Source organism: Bacillus sp. SH7-1, from assembly GCF_008042405.1.
Lineage (GTDB): Bacteria > Bacillota > Bacilli > Bacillales > Bacillaceae_G > Bacillus_A > Bacillus_A thuringiensis_N.
The window spans coordinates 442,497-465,721 of sequence record NZ_QNUD01000009.1 but is presented as its reverse complement, the minus strand read 5'-3'; the positions used below and the strand labels follow the sequence as shown (position 1 = coordinate 465,721).

The following is a 23,225-nucleotide window of genomic DNA, read 5'->3' as shown; positions in this document are numbered from 1 at the left end:
TTATCGGAAAGTAACAAACTTTAAAAGGGAATTTTCACACAATTGTCGAACAATTCATGTAGCCTAGAAGGATACACATGTCGGAGAATCGATTCGGTAAGGGAGGAAAAGCTGTGGAGAAAATTAAAGTATGTCTTGTGGATGATAATAAAGAATTAGTATCAATGTTAGAGAGTTATGTAGCTGCTCAAGATGATATGGAAGTAATCGGTACTGCTTATAATGGTCAAGAGTGTTTAAATTTATTAAAAGATAAGCAGCCGGATGTACTTGTTTTAGATATTATTATGCCACATTTAGATGGTTTAGCTGTACTAGAGAAAATGCGACATATTGAAAGGTTAAGACAGCCTAGCGTAATTATGTTGACGGCATTTGGGCAAGAAGATGTGACGAAAAAAGCAGTCGACTTAGGTGCTTCCTATTTCATATTAAAACCATTTGATATGGAGAATTTAACGAGTCATATTCGTCAAGTGAGCGGTAAGGCAAACGCTACTATTAAACGTCCACTTCCATCTTTCCGTTCAGCAACGACAATAGATGGAAAGCCGAAAAACTTAGATGCGAGCATTACGAGTATCATTCATGAAATTGGTGTACCTGCTCATATTAAAGGATATATGTACTTAAGGGAAGCAATCTCTATGGTGTATAACGATATAGAATTACTTGGATCTATTACGAAAGTATTGTATCCAGATATCGCGAAAAAATATAATACAACAGCAAGCCGTGTTGAGCGTGCAATCCGTCACGCAATTGAAGTAGCATGGAGTCGTGGAAATATTGATTCTATTTCGTCCTTATTCGGTTATACAGTATCCATGTCAAAAGCAAAACCTACGAACTCCGAGTTTATCGCAATGGTTGCGGATAAGTTGAGACTTGAACATAAGGCTAGCTAATCGTTGTTGTATCAAGATGTTAAGTGTATTTCATAATAAAATTTAATAACCAACGAATTACGTATGTAGGCAATAAAGTACATAGGTAATTGGCGGTTAATTTAAAAACCTCTTAATTATTGGGATTTTAATTCCGGTAATTAGGAGGTTTTTTGTTGATAAAAAGCACACAATTATCATATCGAGATTTAGGTGATTTATCCCGCATTAACGGGCGATAAGACTCTTACTTTAAAATTCGGTGGGAGATCAACTGCCCGGGAACGCCCGATTGGCTCAAATAATAATCAATGGGGACGAACAAAATCCCACTGATTAAAGTTTCAGTTTATACTATATAAATCACTCCGAAAGAGTAAGGCGAATGCTTGATTCTGCAAAGAGGAAGTTAAATGGGGATATTTTTGATAGGGTTCCCGTGTTTATTTGCTTTATCTAGCAGACAGCTTCGTTTCAACTTCTTTAAAAGGAGTGATTAAATTTCAGGATCTAAAATTCCGAATATTTAGTACAGTGAAATATCTTAACATAATATTATTCTTTTGTAAAATATTGTATAGAGAAGGGGTGGCATGACGCAAATAAAGATTAAGCGAGAACGGCTAGAACAGTCAGCAAAGCTTGTTCTTGAAACTAAAAATAGGTTAGAACAAATACATAAAGAATTATATAACCAAACGGAATACGTAGCTTTAATGTAGAATGGTGCAACGAGTCAAAGGTTTTATCAGATGTTTAATGAAACAAAACCTCAAATGTTTAATGTGTTTCGGGAATTTGATAAGATTGCAGAAGAACTAATGCACGCTGCTGAAAAGTTTCGTAATGCTGATGAACGTTATGGTGTTAATTTAGTTGATGGGAATTTATCAGATGAAAAGGTAGAAGAAGGGGCAATGTGCGGCAAACCCTCTGAAAAATCTATGCTTAGAAAAATTTGGGACGGTATATACGTTGGTTCTGGGCAAGTTATTGGGGGAATTGTAGAAGGATTTGATTCACTAGACGATACGGTAACAAAAGAAAATATTAAGTATGCTATAGGTCATCCTATAGAGACAATCTTTACTGCTTGGAATGCTGTTTCGGATTCATTTATGAATGATTTTTGGCATGGTGATGCAGAGAGTCGTACAAAATGGGGAACAAGTATTTTATGGGGCTTGGATTAGGATTGATGGGTGACAAAGGAATAAGTAAAGTAACTACACTCGCAAAAGGTACGAATTTAACAAAATTCTCAGAAGGTATCTCGTCTGCTTCGAATCAATTACCATTGAAAGACCGATTTGCATTTGCGGGTACTAATGGCTTTGGTAGCAATCAGATAAAAACTTTTGAAGCTTTACAAGAAGCCCGGGATACATTTATGTTTTCCGAAACTGGTGGAAGAAGTAGAGTTAAAGGTGTACAAGAAGTAATAAAAGATTATGCGGATAAAGTTCTTGATAGAGTTGAAGTGAAAAATGAGTATCCTGATTCGTATACAGCATCTAAAATATTACGTGAAGAACTTAAGGATGCAGGGATTGAGCCACCCCCATATTCTAATGCAGCACATCACATTGTACCTTGGAATGATAGCAGGGCAGTGGAAGCACAGGAATTATTAAAAGAGATTGAGATACATCATGATTCTGCTTCCAATGGGGTATTTTTACCGTATAAAGTGAATGAATATGTGACTACTGAAGTCTTACATATAGGTAGCCATTCTAAAGAGTATATAAGAGAGGTAACAGAAAGACTAAATAGTGTTATAGAAATGGGTGGTACACAAGCTGATGTAGCTGAAGTTTTGCACAAAATAAGACAAGATTTATTAGAAGGTAAGATAAGATTAAATGAACCAAAAGAATAATTATATAGCAGTTAACAAATTGTAAAGGAGAATATACATATGAAAATTTGGCAATTAAAAAGTTCAACCAATGATTATCAAACTTTTCAATTATTAAATTATGAAGAGGACAAGAAATATTTTAAAAACGATTTTAATTCTACAGTAAGTTTATTAGATTCATGGACAGCTAAATTTATTGAGACTGTAGATGAAGGATATCAAAGTGATTGTCCTATTTTTTGGGGGAAATCGGGTTTACAAATAATTAGTGAGAAAGCTAAGTCAGTATTAGAATCTTTAGTAGGAAATAATGTTGAATTTTTACCACTAATTCACAAAGCAGCGAACGAAAAATACTATGCTATTCACGTTTTACGTGTATTAGATGCACTTGATATTAATAATACAATATTTGAAAAATTAAGTTCAGGTTTAATAATAGGCTGTGAAAAATTTGTATTTATTCCTAGTGTTGTTCAAAATGAAATGATTTTTAAATTGTATATAAATGGAAAGATTCACCCGAACTATGTTTTGGTATCAGATGAATTTAGAAATGCAGTGTTAGAAAGTGATTTAAAAGGTTTTGAATTTGTAGAGGTATGGGATTCAGAAGCGAATATGTAAAAGAAAGTCCTAAAATAACTGATAGGAGTTAACAGAAAAGAGGGGATCTTTTAATTGACTATACATGTTTGAAGCAAGGGTTAAATTGAATCACGGTATATCTGATGAGGGATTTTAGCAAGGAAGTCATCCATGATATAATAGAAAATAATAAAAAGTCCTGCAAAACAGGACTGTATTATTCTTCGTCTTTATTTTGTTTTTCTAATTCAACTAACTTTTGAATTAAAATGTGCTGCGGCATATGCATAAGTTGTTCAAGTGGAACACCTAGTGCTTTTGATAGGCGGACTGCAGTGTCTGGCGAAATTTGTAATGGTCTCATAGAAGTACCTCCTTTTTCGTATAGTATAGCATAAGATTGGGGGAGTGAGGATGACTCTTATATTTGCACATCGTGGTGCAGCAGGAACGTACCCAGAAAATACGATGATTTCATTTGAAGCAGCTGAATCTTTTAAGGCAGATGGAATTGAGCTTGATGTTCAATTAACGAAAGACGGAAAGGTTGTCGTCATTCATGATGAAACAGTGAACCGGACAACGAATGGAAAAGGTGCGGTTCGAAATTATTTATATGAGGATTTATGTAAATTAGATGCGAGCTATAAATTTGGTGATAAAGTAGGATTTTGTAAAATACCTCTTTTAGAAGAGGTGTTAGAATGGATTGAAAAAACAGAGTTGCTACTTAATATTGAACTTAAAAATAATAAAATTCCATACAGAGGCTTAGAGGAAGAAGTTATAACGCTTGTACGGAAATTTAATCTAGAAGATCGTGTTATATTTTCTTCATTTAATCATTACAGTATGAAAAGGTGTCATATGATGGCTCCTGATATTCAAACAGCGATTTTATATCGTGAAGGCTTGCATAGCCCGTGGGCATATGCGAAAAAGATGGGAGCTACTGCGGTGCATCCTAATTATCGTTATCTTCAAGATGCCATTGCTGAACTAACGATGGAAAGTGATGTAGAGGTTCGGCCCTATACAATTAATGAAGAAACACTTATGCTGAAATATTTTGAGATGAATATATCGGGGATTATTACGGATTATCCTGAAACGGCAAGAACGTTATTGCAAATAAAAAAATGAGACCGCGTGTAACGGTCTCATTTTTTATGTGTAAATAGCAGGGCTTTCCTATCTTCTAAAGCGAGCTTGTACTTTATTTCGTTTACGGTCTCGGTGTAAGACGAAGCCACCAAAAATATAAAACCCGAGCGCGAAGCAGAGAGCGCCGATTAAAAATTGTAACCATAGTATAGAGAGTGGGGGAAATAGGATCCCGAATACAGTATCTCTCATTAACTTAATGCCAAACACAGCTAATGAAATAGGGATGAGTGCTAATAATAGAGCAAGGTAACGCTGCATATAAACGCTCCTTTTCAGATTATTTTGTTTATTTTAATGATGTTATATGAAAAGGGGGTTTGTCAAGAGGGGGCTGAACGAGTAAGATAAGGGTGTGAAAAATTTTGCAGAGATACTTCGAGAGGAAGTGTAATATATGAAACAAAAAGTTTTAATTGTTGGTGCAGGTGAAGGTGGCAGTACACTGCTGAATCTGTTGCAAAGTTCGAATATATTTCAAATTATAGGGATTATTGATATAAATCCGATAGCAAAAGGATTGCAAATGGCTAAGGAGTACGGGGTTACAATTGGAGAGAGTGTAACGCCGTTTCTTTCTATGCGCATTGATGTAATGTTTGATATGACAGGTGATGATGATTTACATAAAGAGTTATTAAAGAAAAAGCATAAAGATACTCTTCTTATACCAGGTGATATTGCGAAAATTGTTACGAGATTAGCACATGAGAAGGAAGATTTAATTGGAAAGTTAGAAGAACAGACGCAGCAAGGGGATTTAATTTTAAATTCTACGCATGACGGTATGATTGTGATCGATCGAGAGGGACAAGTTCGCCTATTTAATAAAAGTGCAGAGCGTATTATCGGATATAAAAAGGAAGATGCGGTGGGGAAATATATTTTAGAAGTTATTCCGACTAGTAAGTTGCTTCGTATTATACGTACGAAACAAATAGAAGTGAATTATGAACTGACGTTGGAAAATGAAAAGAAAATTATTACAACCCGCATTCCGATATTAAAAGAGGGAGGCGAGGTGCAAGGGGCATTTGCGATTTTTAAAGATATAACAGAAGTGGTAGACCTTGCAGAAGAAGTTACGGATTTAAAAGAGATTCAAACGTTACTTGAGGCGATTATCAACTCCTCTGAGGAAGCAATTTCAGTTGTGGATGAAAAAGGAAGAGGGTTAGTAATTAATCCTGCGTATACGAAATTAACAGGTTTAACAGAAGAGGACATTATTGGGAAACCAGCTACAACCGATATTGTAGAAGGTGAAAGTATGCATATGAAAGTACTTCGAACACGTAGGGCGGTACGCGGCATACATATGAAGATTGGGCAGAAAAAGCGAGATGTAATTGTAAACGTAGCGCCAGTTATCGTTGATGGAATATTGAAAGGAAGCGTCGGTGTAATTCGTGACGTATCAGAAATTCAAAAGTTAACAAATGAATTGAATAGAGCAAGGCAAATTATTCGAACGTTAGAAGCAAAATATTCATTTGAGGATATTGTCGGAAATTCAGATGAAACAACGGCTGCGATTGAACAGGCAAAACTTGGGGCGAATACACCAGCAACAGTATTACTACGCGGAGAGTCAGGGACAGGTAAAGAATTATTTGCGCATGCCATCCATAATGGAAGTAATCGAAAATATAATAAATTCGTTCGTGTAAACTGTGCGGCTATTTCGGAGACGTTGTTAGAAAGTGAATTATTCGGTTATGAGGAAGGTGCATTTTCTGGAGCGAAAAGAGGCGGGAAGCGTGGATTCTTTGAGGAAGCGAATAACGGCAGTATCTTTTTAGATGAAATAGGAGAACTGTCTGCAAATACACAAGCGAAACTCCTTCGCGTGTTGCAAGAAAAAGAGATTGTAAAAGTTGGTGGCACGAAAGCAATCCCTATAAATGTTAGGGTAATTGCGGCGACACATGTGAATTTAGAAAAAGCCATTCTAGAAGGAGAGTTTAGGGAGGATTTATATTATCGGTTAAATAAAATTCCAATTCAAATTCCATCTCTTCGTCAGCGTAAAGGGGATATACCGGCAATCGCAGAAAGATTAATTCAAAAAATAAACCAAGATTATGGCCGAAATATAGAGGGGCTCACTGATTCGGCTATTTCATATTTACAATCATATGAATGGCCAGGGAATGTGAGGGAACTTGAAAATATTTTGGGGAGAGCTATTATCTTTATGAATTATAACGAGACCTATATTGATGTACACCATTTACCGCCATTACATAACGAAGAGCAGGTGGAGTCAAAGCAAACACATTTATTACCTGAGTTAGAAGAAAAGCCACTAGAACATTTAGTGACAGAGTTTGAAGGGAATATCATTCACGAATATTTAGAGAGGTTTGGTGGAAATAAAACGCAAACGGCAAGAGCGTTAGGAATTTCGGTTCGAAATTTATATTACAAGCTAGAAAAATATGAGTGTGCAAAAAATAGCATGCAATAAATTGCGTACCGTGCAATTTATTGCATGGTATACAAAAAGTGACAAAATAAGACAGAATCTTTTGTTATTTTCCAAAGTATTGATTTTACTGCATTTTGAATGCGTTTTCATTATTGGTAAGACCACTTTTAAAAGTTGGCACGGTATTTGCTTTATAAAAAGACGAGGGACGACGGAAAGGGTTGATTACAAAATATGAAGTTAGAACACTTAATTGATCAAGCGGCTGGCCAACCTAAAAAAACTGTGGCTATAGCAGTAGCTGAAGATCATGAAGTAATTGAAGCTGTAGCGAAAGCAATTACATTACAGCTAGCTCAATTTCGTCTATATGGAAATCAAGAAAAAATAATGGGGATGCTACAAGAACATGGTTTACAAACTTCAGAACATATTGAAGTGATTGCGGCAGCATCAAGTGCTGAGGCTGCAGAACTTTCTGTTAAAGCTGTAAGAAATGGCGAAGCAGATGTGCTTATGAAGGGGAACATCCCAACAGCAAATATTTTGAAAGCTGTATTAAATAAAGAGTGGGGACTTCGTAAAGGTAGCGTACTTTCACACGTTGCAGCATTTGAAGTTCCAAATTACGATCGTCTGATTTTTGTTACGGATGCAGCGATGAACATTGCACCTGATGTAACACAAAAAGCTGCTATTATACAGAATACTGTAGAAGTTGCCCGGGCAATAGGAATGGATTTGCCAAAGGTAGCACCCATTGCAGCGGTAGAGGTTGTGAATCCTGCGATGCAAGCAACAATTGATGCAGCGATGTTAACTCAAATGAATCGCCGCGGACAAATTAAAAATTGTGTCGTTGATGGACCACTTGCTTTAGATAATGCAGTATCACAAATTGCAGCAGAACATAAAGGCATAGTAAGTGATGTAGCAGGTAAGGCAGACATTTTACTCGTCCCAACGATTGAAGCTGGAAATGTGCTATACAAATCACTCATATACTTTGCGGATGCAAAAGTAGGAGCAATGATTGCTGGCGCAAAAGCACCGATTGTTTTAACATCTCGTGCTGATTCAGCAGAAACAAAAGTATATTCATTAGCATTGGCAGTTGCGACTGCTTCAAAATAAACCAAATAGGGTAAAACACTAGGGGGAAACGACAATGACATTAGAAATCTTCGAATACTTAGAAAAATATGATTATGAGCAAGTAGTATTTTGTCAAGATAAAGAATCTGGTTTAAAAGCAATCATTGCAATTCATGATACAACACTTGGACCAGCTCTTGGTGGAACAAGAATGTGGACATATGATTCTGAAGAAGCGGCGATTGAAGATGCATTGCGTCTTGCAAAAGGAATGACATACAAAAACGCAGCAGCTGGCTTAAACTTAGGTGGTGCGAAAACAGTAATTATCGGTGATCCACGTAAAGATAAGAGCGAAGCGATGTTCCGTGCATTAGGACGTTACATTCAAGGACTAAACGGACGTTACATTACAGCTGAAGATGTTGGTACAACAGTAGATGATATGGATATTATCCACGAAGAAACTGACTTTGTAACAGGTATTTCACCATCATTCGGTTCTTCTGGTAACCCATCTCCAGTAACTGCATACGGTGTTTACCGTGGTATGAAAGCAGCTGCGAAAGAAGCTTTCGGTACTGATAATTTAGAAGGAAAAGTAATTGCTGTTCAAGGCGTTGGTAACGTAGCATATCACCTATGCAAACATTTACACGCTGAAGGAGCAAAATTAATCGTTACAGATATTAATAAAGAAGCTGTACAACGTGCAGTAGAAGAATTCGGTGCAACAGCAGTTGAGCCAAATGAAATTTACGGTGTTGAATGTGATATTTACGCACCATGTGCACTAGGCGCAACAGTTAATGATGAAACTATTCCACAACTTAAAGCAAAAGTAATCGCAGGTTCTGCAAATAACCAATTAAAAGAAGAACGTCACGGTGACGTCATTCATGAAATGGGTATTGTATACGCACCAGACTATGTTATTAATGCAGGTGGCGTAATTAACGTAGCAGACGAATTATATGGATACAATAGAGAACGTGCACTAAAACGTGTTGAGTCTATCTATGACACAATCGCAAAAGTAATCGAAATTTCAAAACGCGATGGCATAGCAACTTATGTAGCAGCAGATCGTCTAGCTGAAGAGCGCATTGCAAGCTTAAAAAACTCTCGTAGCACATACTTACGCAACGGTCACGATATTATTAGCCGTCGCTAATCATTCATATATAACTTTTACAAAAGGTGTGGATACCTCGTATGAGGTTTCCACTTCCTTTTAAATTTATTAGTGGAGGTTGCAACATTGTCTGTAAATCGAATTCTTGTTATTAACCCAGGTAGTACATCCACAAAAATTGGTGTTTTTGATAATGAAAGACCTGTTCTAGAAGAAACGATTCGTCATGACGTAGAACAGATTGGAAAATATAAGCGAATTATCGACCAATATGAGTTTCGTAAAGAAACGATTTTAGAAGTTCTACATTCTCATGGTATTAACATTTCAAAATTAAACGCTGTTTGTGGGCGTGGTGGATTACTTCGTCCAATCGAAGGCGGTACGTATACAGTAAACGATGCGATGTTAGAAGATTTAAAAAATGGGTTTAGTGGTCATCACGCTTCAAATCTCGGAGGCATTTTAGCCTATGAAATTGCTTCTGGATTAAATATTCCTGCATTCATTGTGGATCCTGTCGTTGTAGATGAGATGGAGCCAATTGCTCGTATAAGTGGTATTGCTGGTATGGAACGTAAAAGTATTTTCCATGCATTAAATCAAAAAGCTGTTGCTCGTAAAGTAGCTGACCAATTAAATCACAAATACGAGGATTTAAATTTATTAGTTACACATATGGGCGGCGGTATTACAGTTGGTGCTCATAAAAAAGGAAAAGTTATCGATGTAAATAATGGCTTAAACGGAGAAGGACCATTTAGCCCAGAGCGTGCTGGTACAGTACCAGTAGGACAGCTAGTTGAAATGTGTTTCTCTGGTGAGTATTACCGAGACGAAATGGTGAAACAGCTTGTCGGACAAGGTGGACTTGTAAGTCTAATCGGTACAAATGATGCAATTAAAGTAGAACAAATGGTTGAAAAAGGTGATCCTGAAGCAACTCTTATTTATAAAGCAATGGCATATCAAGTTGCAAAAGAAATTGGCGGAGCTAGTGCTGTGCTTCACGGGAAAATCGATGCAATCGTATTAACTGGTGGACTTGCGTACAGTAAAATTCTTGTTGATGAAATTAAAGAACGAGTGGACTGGATTGCAGATGTTATCGTACATCCAGGTGAGGATGAGTTAGAAGCGTTAGCAGAAGGAGCACTTCGTGTATTACGTGAAGAAGAAGCGCCGAAAGAGTATGTTGTAAGAGAAAAACAAACAGTAGCTAGGGGTTGAGATAATGGCAAGAGAATATGATTTAGTCATCGTTGGCGGTGGTACAGGTGGATATGTTGCTGCTATTCGCGCATCACAACTAGGATTAAAAACAGCACTTGTTGAAAAAGAAAATCTTGGTGGTACTTGTTTACACAAAGGATGTATTCCTAGTAAAGCTCTTTTACGTAGTGCGGAAGTATACGCAACTGCTAAAAAAAGCGAAGAGTTCGGGGTTATTGCAAGTAATGTAGAACTAAACTTTGCAAAAGTACAAGAGCGTAAAGAGAAGATTGTAACGCAGCTTCATAAAGGTGTTCAACACTTAATGAAACAAGGTAAAATTGATGTGTTTGAAGGTATTGGCCGTATTCTTGGCCCATCTATTTTCTCTCCGATGCCAGGTACAATTTCAGTTGAACTTGCAAGTGGAGAAGAGAATGAAATGTTAATTCCAAAAAATGTACTTGTTGCAACAGGTTCTCGTCCAAATTCATTACCAGGTTTAGAGTTAGACGGAGAGTACGTAATGTCTTCAGATCACGCCCTAAAAATGGAAACGCTTCCTAGTTCGATTATTATTGTTGGTGGCGGTGTAATCGGTATTGAGTGGGCATCTATGCTTGCTGACTTCGGTGTAGAAGTTACAGTGTTAGAGTATGCGAAAACGATATTACCACTAGAAGATCAGGACGTTTCAAAAGAAATGCAACGTCTATTCAAGAAAAAAGGTATTAAAGTGGTAACTGGTGCAAAAGTATTACCAGAAACATTGGTAAAAGATAATGGAGTAACAATTCAAGCTGAACATAACGGTGAGAATAAAGAATTTAAAGCAGAAAAAATGCTTGTATCTGTAGGAAGACAGGCTAATACGCAAAATATTGGTTTAGAGAATACGGATATCGTTGTGGAAAAAGGATACATTCAAACAAATGAGTTTTATCAAACGAAAGAATCTCATATTTACGCAATTGGAGATGTAATCGGTGGCTTACAGCTTGCTCACGTTGCTTCTCATGAAGGAATTGTTGCAGTAGAACATATTGCTGGTAAAGAAGTTACAACAATTGATTATTCTATGGTATCAAAATGCGTATATAGCAGCCCAGAAGTTGCTTCTGTTGGTTTAACAGAACAAGAAGCGAAAGAAAAAGGCTATAAGTTAAAAGTAGGTAAGTTCTCATTCCGTGCAATCGGAAAAGCACTTGTATACGGAGAATCTGATGGCTTTGTAAAACTTGTAGTTGATGAAGAAACAAATGACATTCTTGGTGTTCATATGATTGGACCACATGTAACAGATATGATTTCTGAAGCTGGTCTTGCAAGAGTACTTGATGCAACACCTTGGGAAGTAGCACATACAATTCATCCGCATCCATCATTATCTGAGGCGATTGGTGAAGCAGCACTAGCTGTAGATGGAAAAGCGTTACACGCATAAAAATGTGGATTTAGGAGGTTATGAAAAATGGCAGAAGTAAAAGAAAAGCGCCATGAAGAGCTTGGCTTAAGTGATGAGCAAGTATTAGAAATGTTCCGTACGATGTTACTTGCACGTAAAATTGACGAACGTATGTGGTTATTAAACCGTGCTGGTAAAATTCCATTCGTAATTTCTTGTCAAGGACAAGAGGCTGCACAAGTTGGGGCAGCGTTCGCTCTTGATAGAGAAAAAGATTATGCATTACCATATTACCGTGATATGGGTGTTGTACTAGCGTTTGGTATGACAGCTAAAGAACTTATGTTGTCAGCTTTCGCAAAAGCTGGAGATCCAAACTCTGGTGGTCGTCAAATGCCTGGTCACTTCGGTCAAAAGAAAAATCGTATTGTGACAGGTTCATCTCCAGTAACAACGCAAGTGCCACATGCAGTTGGTATTGCACTAGCTGGAAAAATGGAGAAGAAAGATTTAGTAACGTTTGTTACATTCGGAGAAGGTTCTTCAAACCAAGGTGACTTCCATGAAGGAGCAAACTTTGCTGGTGTACACAAACTACCTGTTATTTTCATGTGTGAAAATAATAAATATGCAATCTCTATTCCGGTTGAAAAACAATTAGCATGTAAAAACGTAGCAGATCGTGCAATTGGTTACGGTATGCCTGGATATACAATAGACGGAAACGATCCGCTTGCAGTGTATAAAGCTGTAAAAGAAGCGGCAGACCGTGGCCGCCGTGGTGAAGGCCCGACTTTAATTGAAACAGTATCATATCGTTTAACAGCACATTCTAGTGACGATGATGATCGTGTTTATCGTGATAAAGAAGAAGTAGAAGAAGCGAAGAAAAAAGATTCAATTATAACATTCGCAGCTTATTTAAAAGAAGCTGGTGTGTTAACTGAGGAATCTGAAAAACAAATGTTAGACGAAATTATGCATATCGTAAACGAAGCAACAGAATATGCAGAAAATGCTCCGTATGCAGCACCTGAAGATGCATTGAAGCACGTATACGCAGAATAGGGGGGAACGTTTCATGGCTGTAATGTCTTATATTGATGCTATTACATTAGCAATGCGCGAAGAAATGGAACGCGATGAGAAAGTATTCGTTTTAGGAGAAGATGTTGGTAAAAAAGGTGGCGTGTTTAAAGCGACACACGGTTTGTATGATCAATTTGGTGAAGATCGTGCGCTTGATGCACCGCTTGCAGAATCTGCAATCGCTGGGGTAGCAATTGGTGCTGCAATGTATGGTATGCGTCCAATCGCTGAAATGCAGTTTGCTGATTTCATCATGCCAGCAGTAAACCAAATTGTTTCTGAGGCAGCAAAAATTCGTTATCGTTCTAACAACGATTGGACTTGTCCAGTTACAATTCGTGCACCATTTGGCGGAGGCGTTCACGGTGCATTGTATCATTCGCAATCTGTAGAAGCGATGTTTGCAAACCAACCAGGTTTAAAAATTGTTATCCCTTCTACACCATATGATGCAAAAGGCTTACTAAAAGCTGCCATTCGTGATGAAGATCCAGTATTATTCTTTGAACATAAACGTGCATATCGCTTAATTAAAGGTGAAGTACCAGAAGATGACTACGTATTACCAATCGGAAAAGCAGATGTAAAACGCGAAGGTGATGATATTACTGTTATCACATACGGATTATGTGTTCATTTTGCTCTTCAAGCAGCTGAAAAGTTAGCACAGGACGGCATCTCTGCACACATTCTTGATTTACGTACTGTATATCCATTAGATAAAGAAGCCATCATTGAAGCAGCTTCTAAAACAGGTAAAGTTCTTCTTGTAACAGAAGACAATAAAGAAGGAAGTATTATAAGTGAAGTGGCAGCAATTATTGCTGAGAACTGTCTGTTTGATTTAGATGCGCCAATCGCACGTCTTGCAGGTCCAGACGTTCCAGCAATGCCATATGCACCAACAATGGAAAAATTCTTTATGGTAAATCCAGATAAAGTTGAAAAAGCAATGCGTGAACTTGCGGAATTTTAATCGGGGGGACTATACATGGCTGTAGAAAATATTACAATGCCTCAGCTCGGGGAGAGCGTTACAGAGGGTACAATTAGTAAATGGCTCGTTAATGTTGGCGATCACGTAAATAAGTATGATCCGCTTGCAGAAGTAATGACTGATAAAGTAAATGCTGAAGTACCATCTTCTTTCACTGGTATTGTGAAAGAGTTAATCGCTGGTGAAGGTGATACGTTAGCTGTAGGTGAAGTCGTTTGTGTGATTCAAGTAGAAGGCGCAGATGAAGTAGCTGCAACAGCTGTTGAGGAAAAAACGAAAGAAGAACCAAAAGCAGAAGTAGCTACGCCTGAAAAAGCACCGAAAGCAAAACAACCAACTGATGGGAAACCACGTTTTTCACCAGCTGTGTTAAAACTTGCGGGTGAGCATAACGTGGATTTAGATTTAGTAGAAGGTACGGGAGCAAATGGCCGTATCACTCGTAAAGATATTTTAAAGCTAGTGGAATCTGGAAATATTCCGCAAGCAGGTGCAAAAAAAGAGGAAGCGGTAGCAGCTGTAGTAGAAGCGCGTCTAGATGCACCAAAAGCAGCACCTGTAGCACAAAAAGTAGAAGCTGCAAAACCAGTTTCTGTACCGACAATGCCTGGAGATATCGAAATTCCAGTAACAGGTGTGCGTAAAGCAATTGCAGCGAACATGTTACGTAGTAAACACGAAGCGCCACATGCTTGGATGATGATTGAAGTAGATGTGACAAACCTTGTGTCATACCGTAATTCAATTAAAGGTGATTTCAAGAAGCGTGAAGGCTTTAACTTAACGTTCTTTGCTTTCTTCGTAAAAGCAGTAGCACAAGCGTTAAAAGAATATCCTCAAATTAATTCAATGTGGGCTGGCGATAAAATCGTTCAGAAGAAAGATATTAACCTTTCTATCGCTGTTGCAACAGAGGACGAACTATTTGTACCAGTAATTAAACACGCGGACGAGAAGACGATTAAAGGTATCGCTCGTGAAATTACAGAACTTGCAGGAAAAGTACGTACGAAATCGTTAAAAGCGGACGAAATGCAAGGCGGAACATTTACAATTAATAACACAGGATCATTCGGTTCTGTTCAATCTATGGGTATTATTAATTACCCACAAGCGGCTATTTTACAAGTTGAATCAATTGTAAAACGTCCAGTAATTATGGATAATGGTATGTTCGGTGCTCGCAATATGGTTAACTTATGTTTATCACTTGATCACCGTGTATTAGATGGCTTAATTTGTGGTAAGTTCTTAGGACGTGTAAAAGAAATTTTAGAAAATACGTCAGAAAATAATACATCTGTATATTAATAAAAAGCTCGCTTATGCGAGCTTTTTATCATCTTATTTCTTCATTTGCATCCTACTATATGTACAACACTTTTCCCGGTAATCTTACAATGAATGAGATTGTATTAGAAATTTACGAAAATACATTGCTGATATATGGTATATAGATATAAAATAAGGAAAGAATAATTTTTTTGGCAAATCTTACTGATGAAACTGTAGTATAATATATTGTATTGTATGAAAAAGAGAGTTATTCTATATAAGTGTTTTATAGATAATGTGTAATCAGTCGTCAAAACATGAAGAATGTTGACTCCTGGTTTTTTATTTTGCCGCAACAATGTTTCAGGAGGATGTCATGAAAAGAAGTACCGAGTTTCTAAAAAGTTTAGATGTAAAATTAATTTTAATTTTGTTTGCACTATGTGTTACGAGTATAGCTGCTATATATAGCAGTCAGCAAACCGGACAGTATGGAGATGCAAACTTTGCTATGAAACAAGGTGTTAACTACATAATTGGGGTTGTATTGTTACTTCTTGTTGCAAGCATAGATTTAGATCAATTGCAAAAATTGTCTTGGCCACTTTATATTGCTGGATTTGGATCACTTATTCTTTTGAAAATATTACCAGTTTCTACTTTCACACCTGAAAAATTAGGTGCAAAAAGATGGTTTGTTTTTCCAGTAGCTGGACAAATTCAGCCGTCTGAGTTTTTCAAAATTTCATTGCTTCTCATAGTAGCAAGTATAGCAGTGAAACATAATGCACAGTATATGGCAAGGACATTCCAAACGGATTTGAAATTAGTAGGTAAAATTATGCTGGTATCACTTCCGCCTATGGCTGTTGTATATAGCCAACCAGATACAGGTATGGTGTTCCTATATGCTGCTGCTATTGCATGTATTTTATTTATGTCAGGTATTCAGAAAAAATTGATAGCGTTATGTACAGTTATTCCGGTGACCATATTATCTGCGTTAATATTTATTTACGTAAGATATGAGGATTTCTTCTTTAACAATTTAGTTACTTTACTAAAACCTCACCAACAATCACGTATTTTAGGTTGGTTAGATCCATTTGAACATACAGATCAAGGTTATCAAACACAGCAATCGATTTTAGCTGTAGGTAGTGGAGGAATGGAAGGTAAAGGATTTGGTGAAGGAAGCGTCTATATCCCAGAGAAGCATACGGACTTTATTTTCGCTACTATTGCCGAAGAAGGTGGATTTATCGTAGCAGCGTTAGTTGTCTTCTTGTTCCTATTACTACTATATCGAACAATTATTATCGGTTATTCTGCTGATAATTTATTTGGTACATTATTATGTGCTGGATCTATCGGTATATTGACAGTTCAAATATTCCAAAACATCGGTATGATCGTTGGACTAATGCCTGTAAAAGGGATTGCATTACCTTTCTTATCATATGGGGGGAGTTCCTTATTCTCAAATATGATTATGATGGGTCTTATATTATCGGTACGGAAAACCTATAAAAAGTATATGTTTTCTGTTAAGTAAAAAAGCTGGTTCGTGTAAAAACGAACCAGCTTTTTTACATATATGCTCTTAAACGTTGCACACTAAAACAGACTAGCAGTTTGGGATATAAGGAGTGCAAAGTGATGCATATGCATATTTTTGAAGGGGCACGGCATCTTTCTAATAGTGAATGGGTTGTTCGGGCTATAATAGCATACATATTTTTAATATTAGTTGCGAAAGCGATGGGGCAAAGATCCATCGCACAACTTCGTTTTTTAGATGTTGTATTAGTGTTATTGCTTGGCGGGAATATTTCTAACGCATTATCTGATGAAAAAGTTGGATTACTCGGTTCGATGATTACAACGTTTATACTTGTTGTACTTCATATTATAAGCTCTATTTTAATGCTGAAGTGGGATAGATGGAGACGCTTTTTAGAGCCAGCACCTGTTATTCTTATACATAATGGTTCCATTGATTTTAGCAATTTGAAAAAAGCGAGAATTACGGTGGAATATTTATTTTCGGAACTTCGTATGCGAAATGTGAGCGATATTCAAACGATTAAATTAGCATTATGGGAAGCGAGTGGTGTAGTTTCTATATTTCGGTATCCAGAATATGAAGCAGCTTCTCGGCTGGATCTTAGAGTAGCAGGAAAAAAATCTCCAGTTGCTTTTATTCTAGTGAAGGATGGAAGAATTCAGCAAGACGTTCTTGCTTTAATTGGAAGAACAGAAGAGTGGGCGAAAGAGTTTTTAGAGAAGAGTGTGGAAATCGAATCCATTATGTTAGCTACAGTAGATGAAGCACATAAAATAAATATTTTGTTAAAAAAATGAAAAATATACGCATTTTGTCGTTTCATACATATGATACAATAGTGTGGACAACGAAAAAGGAGGCGATACGATGGGATATGTAGAAGAATTACGAAAAATAGTTGGTCATCGCCCTTTAATTTTAGTTGGTGCTGTTGTACTCGTTATAAATGAACATGGATATGTATTATTACAGCAACGAACAGAGCCTTACGGAAAGTGGGGGCTGCCTGGCGGGCTCATGGAGCTTGGTGAATCACCAGAAGAAACAGCAAACCGGGAAGTATATGAAGAGACAGGAATAAAAGTGAAAAATCTGCGATTAATTAATGTATTTTCTGGAGCGAACTACTTTACAAAATTAGCAAACGGCGATGAATTTCAATCCGTAACGACCGCTTATTATACAGATGAATACGAAGGGGATTTTGTTATGAATAAAGAAGAGGCAGTTCAGCTTAAATTCTTCCAAGTAACAGAACTACCTGAATATATTGTGGGGTCTCATAAAAAAATGATTGTTGAATATATGAAAATTATGGAAAAAAAGATATAATAATAGCGAAAGAAATACAAAAACACAGCTCTGGTTGGTAGTCCAGACGCATGATTTCGTGTCAGTAACCTTCCCCCTCCGGGATGTCCCGTATTTCTAATTTTTTAAAGGAGGGGCTGTCAATGGATTTGACAGTATATCACGATGGTCAATTTTTTGTAGGAATTATTACATGTAAAGAAAAAGGGAAGTTGTATGGGGCAAGGTATATTTTTGGAACGGAACCTTCAGACGAAGAAGTACTTATATTTGTGAACGGTTCAATGTTAGCGTATTTTCAGCACTTTGCAAAATGTGGTGTGGAATTGAAAGAAAAACAGCGTTCCAAAAATATAAAGCGGATCATACGACAAGCAGCAAAAGAAGTAAATGTAAACCGTTTTACTAAGGCGCAAGAGGCAATTAGCTTATCTTATGAACTGCATAAACAAGAAAAGAAAGTGCAATCTAAAGAGAAGCGAGAAGCTGAAAAACAAAGAAGACGCTTAATCAAAGTACAAAAAGCAAAGAAAAAACATCGTGGTCATTAAAAAAAGGTGTTAGAGCCCAGCTCTAACACCTTTTCTATACCTAAATACAAGTAAACTTACTTGTATTTCATAAACATTAACTGGTAAGATACAAATAGGTAGTTTTAGAGGAGGGAAAAGATTGATTAATTTTAACTTTTTTATGAATGATGTTGTCCGCCAAGCGCGTGAAGAGATTGTCTCTGCTGGCTATACAGAATTAACGACGCCAGAAGCAGTAGAAGAAGCGTTTCAAAGAAATGGAACAACACTTGTAATGGTAAACTCTGTATGTGGTTGTGCAGGTGGTATTGCTCGCCCTGCTGCTGCGCATTCCGTACATTATGATAAACGTCCTAACCATCTTGTAACGGTGTTTGCAGGTCAAGATAAAGAAGCAACAGCAAGAGCTCGTGAATATTTCGAAGGGTATCCACCTTCTTCTCCATCATTTGCATTATTAAAAGATGGAAAAATTGTAACGATGGTAGAGCGTCATGAAATTGAAGGTCATGAACCGATGCAAGTTATTGCAAAACTACAATCGTATTTCGAAGAGAATTGTGAAGAACTATAAAAAAAGCGAAAAGGCGGTACGTCCACAATCAAGTGGATGTGCCGCCTTTTTTATTTAGTATTAAAATTTGTGAGATATGCATGGTTGTGTTATTTTATGCATTTTTTATACATAGTAAACGGTGTTTGTACGGTTATTTTATTTATTTTTATTTTATATATTGCATAAAAATGAAAGTGCTGATACAATACAAACATCGAATAAATATTCTATTAAACTTTTAAATATACATTATTAGGGGGAAGAAATATGAAGAAATTATTATCAATATCGTTTGCACTTATTTTAATTGTAAGTATGTTTAGCGCTTGTAGTAATGGGGAAGAAAAGGCTACGGGAAAAAATAAAAAAGTACTGGTTATGGGGACTTCAGCAGATTATAAACCATATGAATACGTAGAAGCTTCAAAAAGTGATGAAATTATCGGCTTTGATGTTGATGTTGCTAAATATATCGGAAAAGAACTTGGTTATGAAGTGAAAGTGAAAGATATGGATTTTGGTGGTTTATTAGCATCTCTTAGCTCAGGAAAAGTTGATTTCGTAATGGCAGGTATGACGCCAACTGCAGAGCGTAAAAATAATGTTGATTTCACAGATATTTATTTTGTTGCGAAAAATATGGTCGTTTCTAAAAAGGATTCTAATATTAAATCTGTAGAGGATTTAAAAGGGAAAAAAGTAGGGGTACAAACAGGATCTATTCAAGAAGAGAAAGCAGCAGAATTTAAAAAACAAGTAGATTTCAAAGTTGAGGGACGTGACCGTATACCAGAAATCGTACAAGAAATCAAAGCAGGTCGTTTTGATGCTGCAATTATAGAAGACACAGTTGCTAAAAATTATTTAGAGAAAATGAAAGATTTACAAGGAATTGAAATTAAAGAAGCGCCAGAAGAAGTAGGAGCAGCAATTGCCCTTCCGAAAAATAGTGATAAAACAGCTGAATTTAATAAAGTAATTAAAAAAATGCAAGAAAATGGCGAAATGGATAAATTAGTGAAGAAATGGTTTGGCAGCGAAAAATAAGCTGCCTTTCACTTTTCTGTGAGGGGAATGAAAAGAATGAACTTAGATTTTTCAGCGATTACGCCTTCGATACCGTATATATTAAAAGGTCTAGAAGTTACTTTGAAAATTGTAGCAGTGTCAGCTTTAGCAGGATTTATTTTAGGAACGTTATTAGCGCTTTGTAAAATTGCTAGAATACGAGCATTAAATATAGCGGCAGATCTTTATACATCAATTTTCCGTGGTACACCACTTGTATTGCAATTAATGATTATTTATTTCGGTGTACCGCAAATAATTGGTTATGAAATACCGGCCTTTTTAGCGGCTGTACTAGCATTTAGTTTGAATTCAGGTGCATACATGTCAGAAGTAATCCGTGCCGGCATTCAAGCAGTTGATAAAGGACAAACAGAAGCAGCAATGGCTTTAGGAATTCCTTACGGGAAAATGATGCGAAATATTATTTTTCCTCAAGCATTAAAAAATATATTACCAGCGCTTGTGAACGAGTTTGCGACACTTACGAAAGAATCGGCTGTAGTAACAGTAATAGGAGCGACGGATTTAATGCGCCGTGCTTACATTGTAGGCGGTGAGACGTTTAAATATCTGGAACCATTACTTTTTGTTGGACTCATTTATTATATGCTAGTCATTATTCTTACATTAGTCGGGAAGGCAATTGAAGGGAGAATGAAGAAAAGTGATTAAAATTGAAAACCTTCATAAATCATTTGGAAAAAACGAAGTATTAAAAGGAATTACAACAACGATTGAAAAAGGGGAAGTAGTAGCAATCATTGGACCGTCTGGATCAGGGAAATCAACATTTTTACGTTGTATGAATGTGTTAGAAGCACCGACAAATGGTCACATTTGGATTGGAACGAAAGAAGTAACGAATCCGAAAACGAATATTATGCACGTTCGTGAAAATGTCGGAATGGTATTTCAGCATTTCCACCTATTTCCTCATATGACTGTATTAGAAAATATTACGTATGCTCCTATCAATGTAAAAGGAGTAACGAAACAAGAAGCTGAAAAGAAAGCCGAAAAACTGTTAGAAAAGGTCGGTTTATTAGATAAAAAAGATACGTATCCGAATCGTCTTTCGGGAGGACAAAAGCAACGTGTAGCAATTGCGAGGGCGTTAGCGATGGAACCAGAAGTAATGTTATTTGATGAACCGACATCAGCACTAGATCCAGAAATGGTAAAAGAAGTGTTAGAAGTTATGAAATCATTAGTTACAACAGGAATGACAATGGCGATTGTTACACATGAAATGGGATTTGCAAGAGAAGTAGCAGATCGTGTTCTCTTTTTAGATGGTGGAAAACTTGTAGAAGATAGTGCGCCAGCAGAATTTTTTGCAGCACCGAAAAGCGAGCGTGCGCAACAATTTTTACAAAAAATATTGTAATATGTAAAGGTTACGTGAATAATAAGTAGAAAAGGATGACATTGTGTCATCCTTTTTTTATACTAACTGTAAATAAGTTTATACATATAGGAGCAATGCTATGTTCAAAATTGGATACCGTACAGTAAAAACAGCAATAGGGACAGGAGCAGCAGTTTTTATTGCTCAGTTATTAGGGTTAGAATTTTATAGTTCAGCGGGTATTTTGGTTATATTATGTGTACAAAATACGAAACGGAAATCACTTCAAGTATCATTACATCGTTTTTTAGCTTGTGTATTATCAATGTTGTTCGCGTTTTGCATTTTTGAAACAATTGGATATACACCACTAGCAATTAGCATATTGTTACTTACATTTATTCCGACTGCAGTTATGCTCAAAATTCAAGAAGGTATTGTCACGAGCTCCGTTATTGTTATGCACCTGTATTCATTGAAACAAATCACATGGCTTATTGTTGGGAACGAAATTGCGATATTAACGATAGGGATTAGCGTGGCTCTATTAGTGAATATGTATATGCCGAGTAGTGAAAATAAGCTAAAAGAGTATCAGGATAAAATAGAGAGTAATTTTAAAACGATTTTGTTTGAAATGGTTGTGTATTTACGAAATCGAGAAAGTAGTTGGAGCGGGGCAGAACTCATTGAAACCGAGAATATGTTAAATGAAGCAAGAGATTTATCGTTTAAAAAACTTGAGAATGCATTTATGCGAGAAGATGATTATTATTATCGTTATTTTAATATGCGTATGCAACAATTCGAAATTTTAGAGCGAATGATACCACTAGCAGCTTCTTTATCGTGGACGTATGAACAAGCTGACATGATTGCAGATGTTGTTGAAAACATTGGTAATGCTATTAGCCCTGAGAGTACAGGCGTTATTTCCTTAAGGCAGCTTCAAGAAATGAGGGAATTATTTAGAGACATGCCATTGCCAGCTACACGCGAAGAATTTGAGATACGTGCGAAACTTGTTCAACTTGTGTATGAAATGGAACAATATTTACTCATTAAAAGTCGCTTTAAGGGAAAGGATAATATAAAAGAACTTATATAGAAGGTAGGAATTATCTATGCCGTATCTTCTCTCTATCATATTATGTCTTTCTTTATCGCCGATTTGGCCTCTTGGGGATAATCCACGTGCGGGAGATCCTTTTATTATTGTAAATAAAGCAACGAATAAATTAGCTTACATTGACGATGGAAAGATTCAAAAGGTTTTTCCAGTAGCGACAGGGAAAACGAATGAATTAACTCCAGAAGGAACTTTTGATGTTGTAATGAAAGCGAAGGATCCGTATTACATTGCGAAGGATATTCCAGGTGGATCGCCAAAAAATCCACTTGGATCAAGGTGGATTGGATTTAATGCAAGAGGAACTGATGGAAGTAAATATGGAATACATGGAACAAACCAACCGAGTTCAATTGGAAAGTATATTTCACAAGGATGTATAAGAATGAAGAAAAACGATGTGGAATATTTGTTTGATCGTATTCCAATTGGAACGAAAGTATGGATTGTGAAATCGAAAAAATCATTTCAGCAATTGGCAAAAGAAAAAGGAGCCATTGCATATGAAAAAGCCAACGAAAAGGTTGGCTTTTTCTATTGTAATAAGTTGTCTTGACATGTGTACATA

Annotated in this window: 23 protein-coding genes and 1 pseudogene; 22 read left to right on the top strand and 2 right to left on the bottom strand. The window is 36.6% G+C overall.

Annotated features, from left to right (window positions below; all coding sequences use genetic code 11):
- Positions 1-113: 113 nt before the first annotated feature.
- The 3 genes and pseudogenes from spo0A to DN390_RS11435 all read left to right on the top strand — a co-directional run bounded on the left by spo0A (position 114) and on the right by DN390_RS11435 (position 3,378).
- Positions 114-908: a sporulation transcription factor Spo0A gene (spo0A, locus tag DN390_RS11445; RefSeq protein WP_033686380.1), complete on the top strand. Its 795-nt coding sequence runs from the start codon at positions 114-116 to the stop codon at positions 906-908.
- A gap of 572 nt (positions 909-1,480) precedes the next feature.
- Positions 1,481-2,769, top strand: a pseudogene (locus DN390_RS30615) (WXG100 family type VII secretion target).
- A gap of 39 nt (positions 2,770-2,808) precedes the next feature.
- Positions 2,809-3,378 carry an imm11 family protein gene (locus DN390_RS11435; RefSeq protein ID WP_048550751.1) on the top strand — a complete coding sequence of 190 codons (570 nt, stop codon included), beginning with the start codon at positions 2,809-2,811 and terminating at the stop codon, positions 3,376-3,378.
- Positions 3,379-3,556: 178 nt separating this feature from the next.
- On the opposite strand, the gene DN390_RS11430 is transcribed toward DN390_RS11435, so the two are convergent.
- Positions 3,557-3,703, bottom strand: coding sequence for a YycC family protein (locus DN390_RS11430; protein ID WP_001247671.1), 147 nt, complete (start codon positions 3,701-3,703; stop codon positions 3,557-3,559).
- 50 nt (positions 3,704-3,753) lie between these two features.
- Between DN390_RS11430 and DN390_RS11425 the strand changes: the two genes are divergently transcribed.
- Positions 3,754-4,482, top strand: a complete 729-nt coding sequence (locus tag DN390_RS11425; protein WP_147807364.1) for a glycerophosphodiester phosphodiesterase — start codon at positions 3,754-3,756, stop codon at positions 4,480-4,482.
- 48 nt (positions 4,483-4,530) lie between these two features.
- Here the strand turns inward: DN390_RS11425 and DN390_RS11420 are convergent, their stop codons facing one another.
- The gene (locus DN390_RS11420) at positions 4,531-4,764 is read right to left on the bottom strand and encodes a DUF2627 domain-containing protein (RefSeq protein WP_001190187.1); all 234 of its coding nucleotides are present in this window, start codon (positions 4,762-4,764) and stop codon (positions 4,531-4,533) included.
- Between the two features lie 136 nt (positions 4,765-4,900).
- On the opposite strand from DN390_RS11420, the gene DN390_RS11415 reads away from it, so the two are divergent.
- The 18 genes from DN390_RS11415 to DN390_RS11320 all read left to right on the top strand — a co-directional run bounded on the left by DN390_RS11415 (position 4,901) and on the right by DN390_RS11320 (position 23,213).
- The gene (locus DN390_RS11415; RefSeq protein WP_060632221.1) at positions 4,901-6,973 is read left to right on the top strand and encodes a sigma-54 interaction domain-containing protein; all 2,073 of its coding nucleotides are present in this window, start codon (positions 4,901-4,903) and stop codon (positions 6,971-6,973) included.
- 195 nt (positions 6,974-7,168) lie between these two features.
- The gene (gene yqiS, locus DN390_RS11405) at positions 7,169-8,068 is read left to right on the top strand and encodes a phosphate butyryltransferase (RefSeq protein WP_147807363.1); all 900 of its coding nucleotides are present in this window, start codon (positions 7,169-7,171) and stop codon (positions 8,066-8,068) included.
- Between the two features lie 34 nt (positions 8,069-8,102).
- Complete coding sequence (locus DN390_RS11400; RefSeq protein WP_060632218.1) at positions 8,103-9,203, top strand: leucine dehydrogenase; 1,101 nt, start codon at positions 8,103-8,105, stop codon at positions 9,201-9,203.
- 87 nt (positions 9,204-9,290) lie between these two features.
- A complete protein-coding gene (gene buk / locus DN390_RS11395) occupies positions 9,291-10,394 on the top strand; it encodes a butyrate kinase (protein ID WP_060632217.1) in 1,104 nt (367 codons plus the stop codon).
- Positions 10,395-10,398: 4 nt separating this feature from the next.
- On the top strand, positions 10,399-11,820 hold the full coding sequence (gene lpdA, locus DN390_RS11390; protein WP_147807362.1) for a dihydrolipoyl dehydrogenase: 1,422 nt from the start codon (positions 10,399-10,401) through the stop codon (positions 11,818-11,820).
- A 27-nt stretch (positions 11,821-11,847) separates the two neighbouring features.
- Positions 11,848-12,849 carry a 3-methyl-2-oxobutanoate dehydrogenase subunit alpha gene (gene bfmBAA / locus DN390_RS11385; protein ID WP_063223014.1) on the top strand — a complete coding sequence of 334 codons (1,002 nt, stop codon included), beginning with the start codon at positions 11,848-11,850 and terminating at the stop codon, positions 12,847-12,849.
- A 13-nt stretch (positions 12,850-12,862) separates the two neighbouring features.
- On the top strand, positions 12,863-13,846 hold the full coding sequence (bfmBAB, locus tag DN390_RS11380; protein WP_000290070.1) for a 3-methyl-2-oxobutanoate dehydrogenase subunit beta: 984 nt from the start codon (positions 12,863-12,865) through the stop codon (positions 13,844-13,846).
- Positions 13,847-13,861: 15 nt separating this feature from the next.
- The gene (locus DN390_RS11375) at positions 13,862-15,178 is read left to right on the top strand and encodes a dihydrolipoamide acetyltransferase family protein (protein ID WP_147807361.1); all 1,317 of its coding nucleotides are present in this window, start codon (positions 13,862-13,864) and stop codon (positions 15,176-15,178) included.
- A gap of 340 nt (positions 15,179-15,518) precedes the next feature.
- Positions 15,519-16,697, top strand: coding sequence for an FtsW/RodA/SpoVE family cell cycle protein (locus tag DN390_RS11365; RefSeq protein ID WP_063223015.1), 1,179 nt, complete (start codon positions 15,519-15,521; stop codon positions 16,695-16,697).
- Positions 16,698-16,801: 104 nt separating this feature from the next.
- Positions 16,802-17,506: a DUF421 domain-containing protein gene (locus tag DN390_RS11360; RefSeq protein ID WP_147807360.1), complete on the top strand. Its 705-nt coding sequence runs from the start codon at positions 16,802-16,804 to the stop codon at positions 17,504-17,506.
- 70 nt (positions 17,507-17,576) lie between these two features.
- Entirely contained in the window at positions 17,577-18,041 is a 465-nt protein-coding gene (locus DN390_RS11355) for an NUDIX hydrolase (protein WP_060632213.1), read from the top strand.
- Between the two features lie 122 nt (positions 18,042-18,163).
- Positions 18,164-18,571 carry a YjdF family protein gene (locus DN390_RS11350; RefSeq protein ID WP_147807359.1) on the top strand — a complete coding sequence of 136 codons (408 nt, stop codon included), beginning with the start codon at positions 18,164-18,166 and terminating at the stop codon, positions 18,569-18,571.
- A 142-nt stretch (positions 18,572-18,713) separates the two neighbouring features.
- A complete protein-coding gene (locus DN390_RS11345) occupies positions 18,714-19,127 on the top strand; it encodes a BrxA/BrxB family bacilliredoxin (protein ID WP_170955055.1) in 414 nt (137 codons plus the stop codon).
- Positions 19,128-19,376: 249 nt separating this feature from the next.
- Positions 19,377-20,156 carry a transporter substrate-binding domain-containing protein gene (locus DN390_RS11340; RefSeq protein WP_000735473.1) on the top strand — a complete coding sequence of 260 codons (780 nt, stop codon included), beginning with the start codon at positions 19,377-19,379 and terminating at the stop codon, positions 20,154-20,156.
- Between the two features lie 36 nt (positions 20,157-20,192).
- Positions 20,193-20,852, top strand: a complete 660-nt coding sequence (locus DN390_RS11335; protein ID WP_001046917.1) for an amino acid ABC transporter permease — start codon at positions 20,193-20,195, stop codon at positions 20,850-20,852.
- Positions 20,845-21,567, top strand: coding sequence for an amino acid ABC transporter ATP-binding protein (locus DN390_RS11330; RefSeq protein ID WP_147807358.1), 723 nt, complete (start codon positions 20,845-20,847; stop codon positions 21,565-21,567). Before DN390_RS11335 ends, DN390_RS11330 begins: the two co-directional genes overlap by 8 nt.
- A 100-nt stretch (positions 21,568-21,667) precedes the next feature.
- The gene (locus DN390_RS11325; protein ID WP_060632210.1) at positions 21,668-22,636 is read left to right on the top strand and encodes an aromatic acid exporter family protein; all 969 of its coding nucleotides are present in this window, start codon (positions 21,668-21,670) and stop codon (positions 22,634-22,636) included.
- A 16-nt stretch (positions 22,637-22,652) separates the two neighbouring features.
- Complete coding sequence (locus tag DN390_RS11320; RefSeq protein WP_097950616.1) at positions 22,653-23,213, top strand: L,D-transpeptidase; 561 nt, start codon at positions 22,653-22,655, stop codon at positions 23,211-23,213.
- The last annotated feature ends 12 nt before the right edge of the window (positions 23,214-23,225 follow it).

Bases quoted from the DNA above. Each gene is read 5' to 3' on its own strand.
- DN390_RS11435 (WP_048550751.1), top strand. From the start codon at position 2,809: ATGAAAATTTGGCAATTAAAAAGTTCAACCAATGATTATCAAACTTTT.
- DN390_RS11430 (WP_001247671.1), bottom strand. From the start codon at position 3,703: ATGAGACCATTACAAATTTCGCCAGACACTGCAGTCCGCCTATCAAAA.
- DN390_RS11425 (WP_147807364.1), top strand. From the start codon at position 3,754: ATGACTCTTATATTTGCACATCGTGGTGCAGCAGGAACGTACCCAGAA.
- DN390_RS11420 (WP_001190187.1), bottom strand. From the start codon at position 4,764: ATGCAGCGTTACCTTGCTCTATTATTAGCACTCATCCCTATTTCATTA.
- DN390_RS11415 (WP_060632221.1), top strand. From the start codon at position 4,901: ATGAAACAAAAAGTTTTAATTGTTGGTGCAGGTGAAGGTGGCAGTACA.
- yqiS (WP_147807363.1), top strand. From the start codon at position 7,169: ATGAAGTTAGAACACTTAATTGATCAAGCGGCTGGCCAACCTAAAAAA.
- DN390_RS11400 (WP_060632218.1), top strand. From the start codon at position 8,103: ATGACATTAGAAATCTTCGAATACTTAGAAAAATATGATTATGAGCAA.
- lpdA (WP_147807362.1), top strand. From the start codon at position 10,399: ATGGCAAGAGAATATGATTTAGTCATCGTTGGCGGTGGTACAGGTGGA.
- bfmBAA (WP_063223014.1), top strand. From the start codon at position 11,848: ATGGCAGAAGTAAAAGAAAAGCGCCATGAAGAGCTTGGCTTAAGTGAT.
- bfmBAB (WP_000290070.1), top strand. From the start codon at position 12,863: ATGGCTGTAATGTCTTATATTGATGCTATTACATTAGCAATGCGCGAA.
- DN390_RS11375 (WP_147807361.1), top strand. From the start codon at position 13,862: ATGGCTGTAGAAAATATTACAATGCCTCAGCTCGGGGAGAGCGTTACA.
- DN390_RS11365 (WP_063223015.1), top strand. From the start codon at position 15,519: ATGAAAAGAAGTACCGAGTTTCTAAAAAGTTTAGATGTAAAATTAATT.
- DN390_RS11360 (WP_147807360.1), top strand. From the start codon at position 16,802: ATGCATATGCATATTTTTGAAGGGGCACGGCATCTTTCTAATAGTGAA.
- DN390_RS11355 (WP_060632213.1), top strand. From the start codon at position 17,577: ATGGGATATGTAGAAGAATTACGAAAAATAGTTGGTCATCGCCCTTTA.
- DN390_RS11350 (WP_147807359.1), top strand. From the start codon at position 18,164: ATGGATTTGACAGTATATCACGATGGTCAATTTTTTGTAGGAATTATT.
- DN390_RS11345 (WP_170955055.1), top strand. From the start codon at position 18,714: ATGAATGATGTTGTCCGCCAAGCGCGTGAAGAGATTGTCTCTGCTGGC.
- DN390_RS11340 (WP_000735473.1), top strand. From the start codon at position 19,377: ATGAAGAAATTATTATCAATATCGTTTGCACTTATTTTAATTGTAAGT.
- DN390_RS11335 (WP_001046917.1), top strand. From the start codon at position 20,193: ATGAACTTAGATTTTTCAGCGATTACGCCTTCGATACCGTATATATTA.
- DN390_RS11325 (WP_060632210.1), top strand. From the start codon at position 21,668: ATGTTCAAAATTGGATACCGTACAGTAAAAACAGCAATAGGGACAGGA.
- DN390_RS11320 (WP_097950616.1), top strand. From the start codon at position 22,653: ATGCCGTATCTTCTCTCTATCATATTATGTCTTTCTTTATCGCCGATT.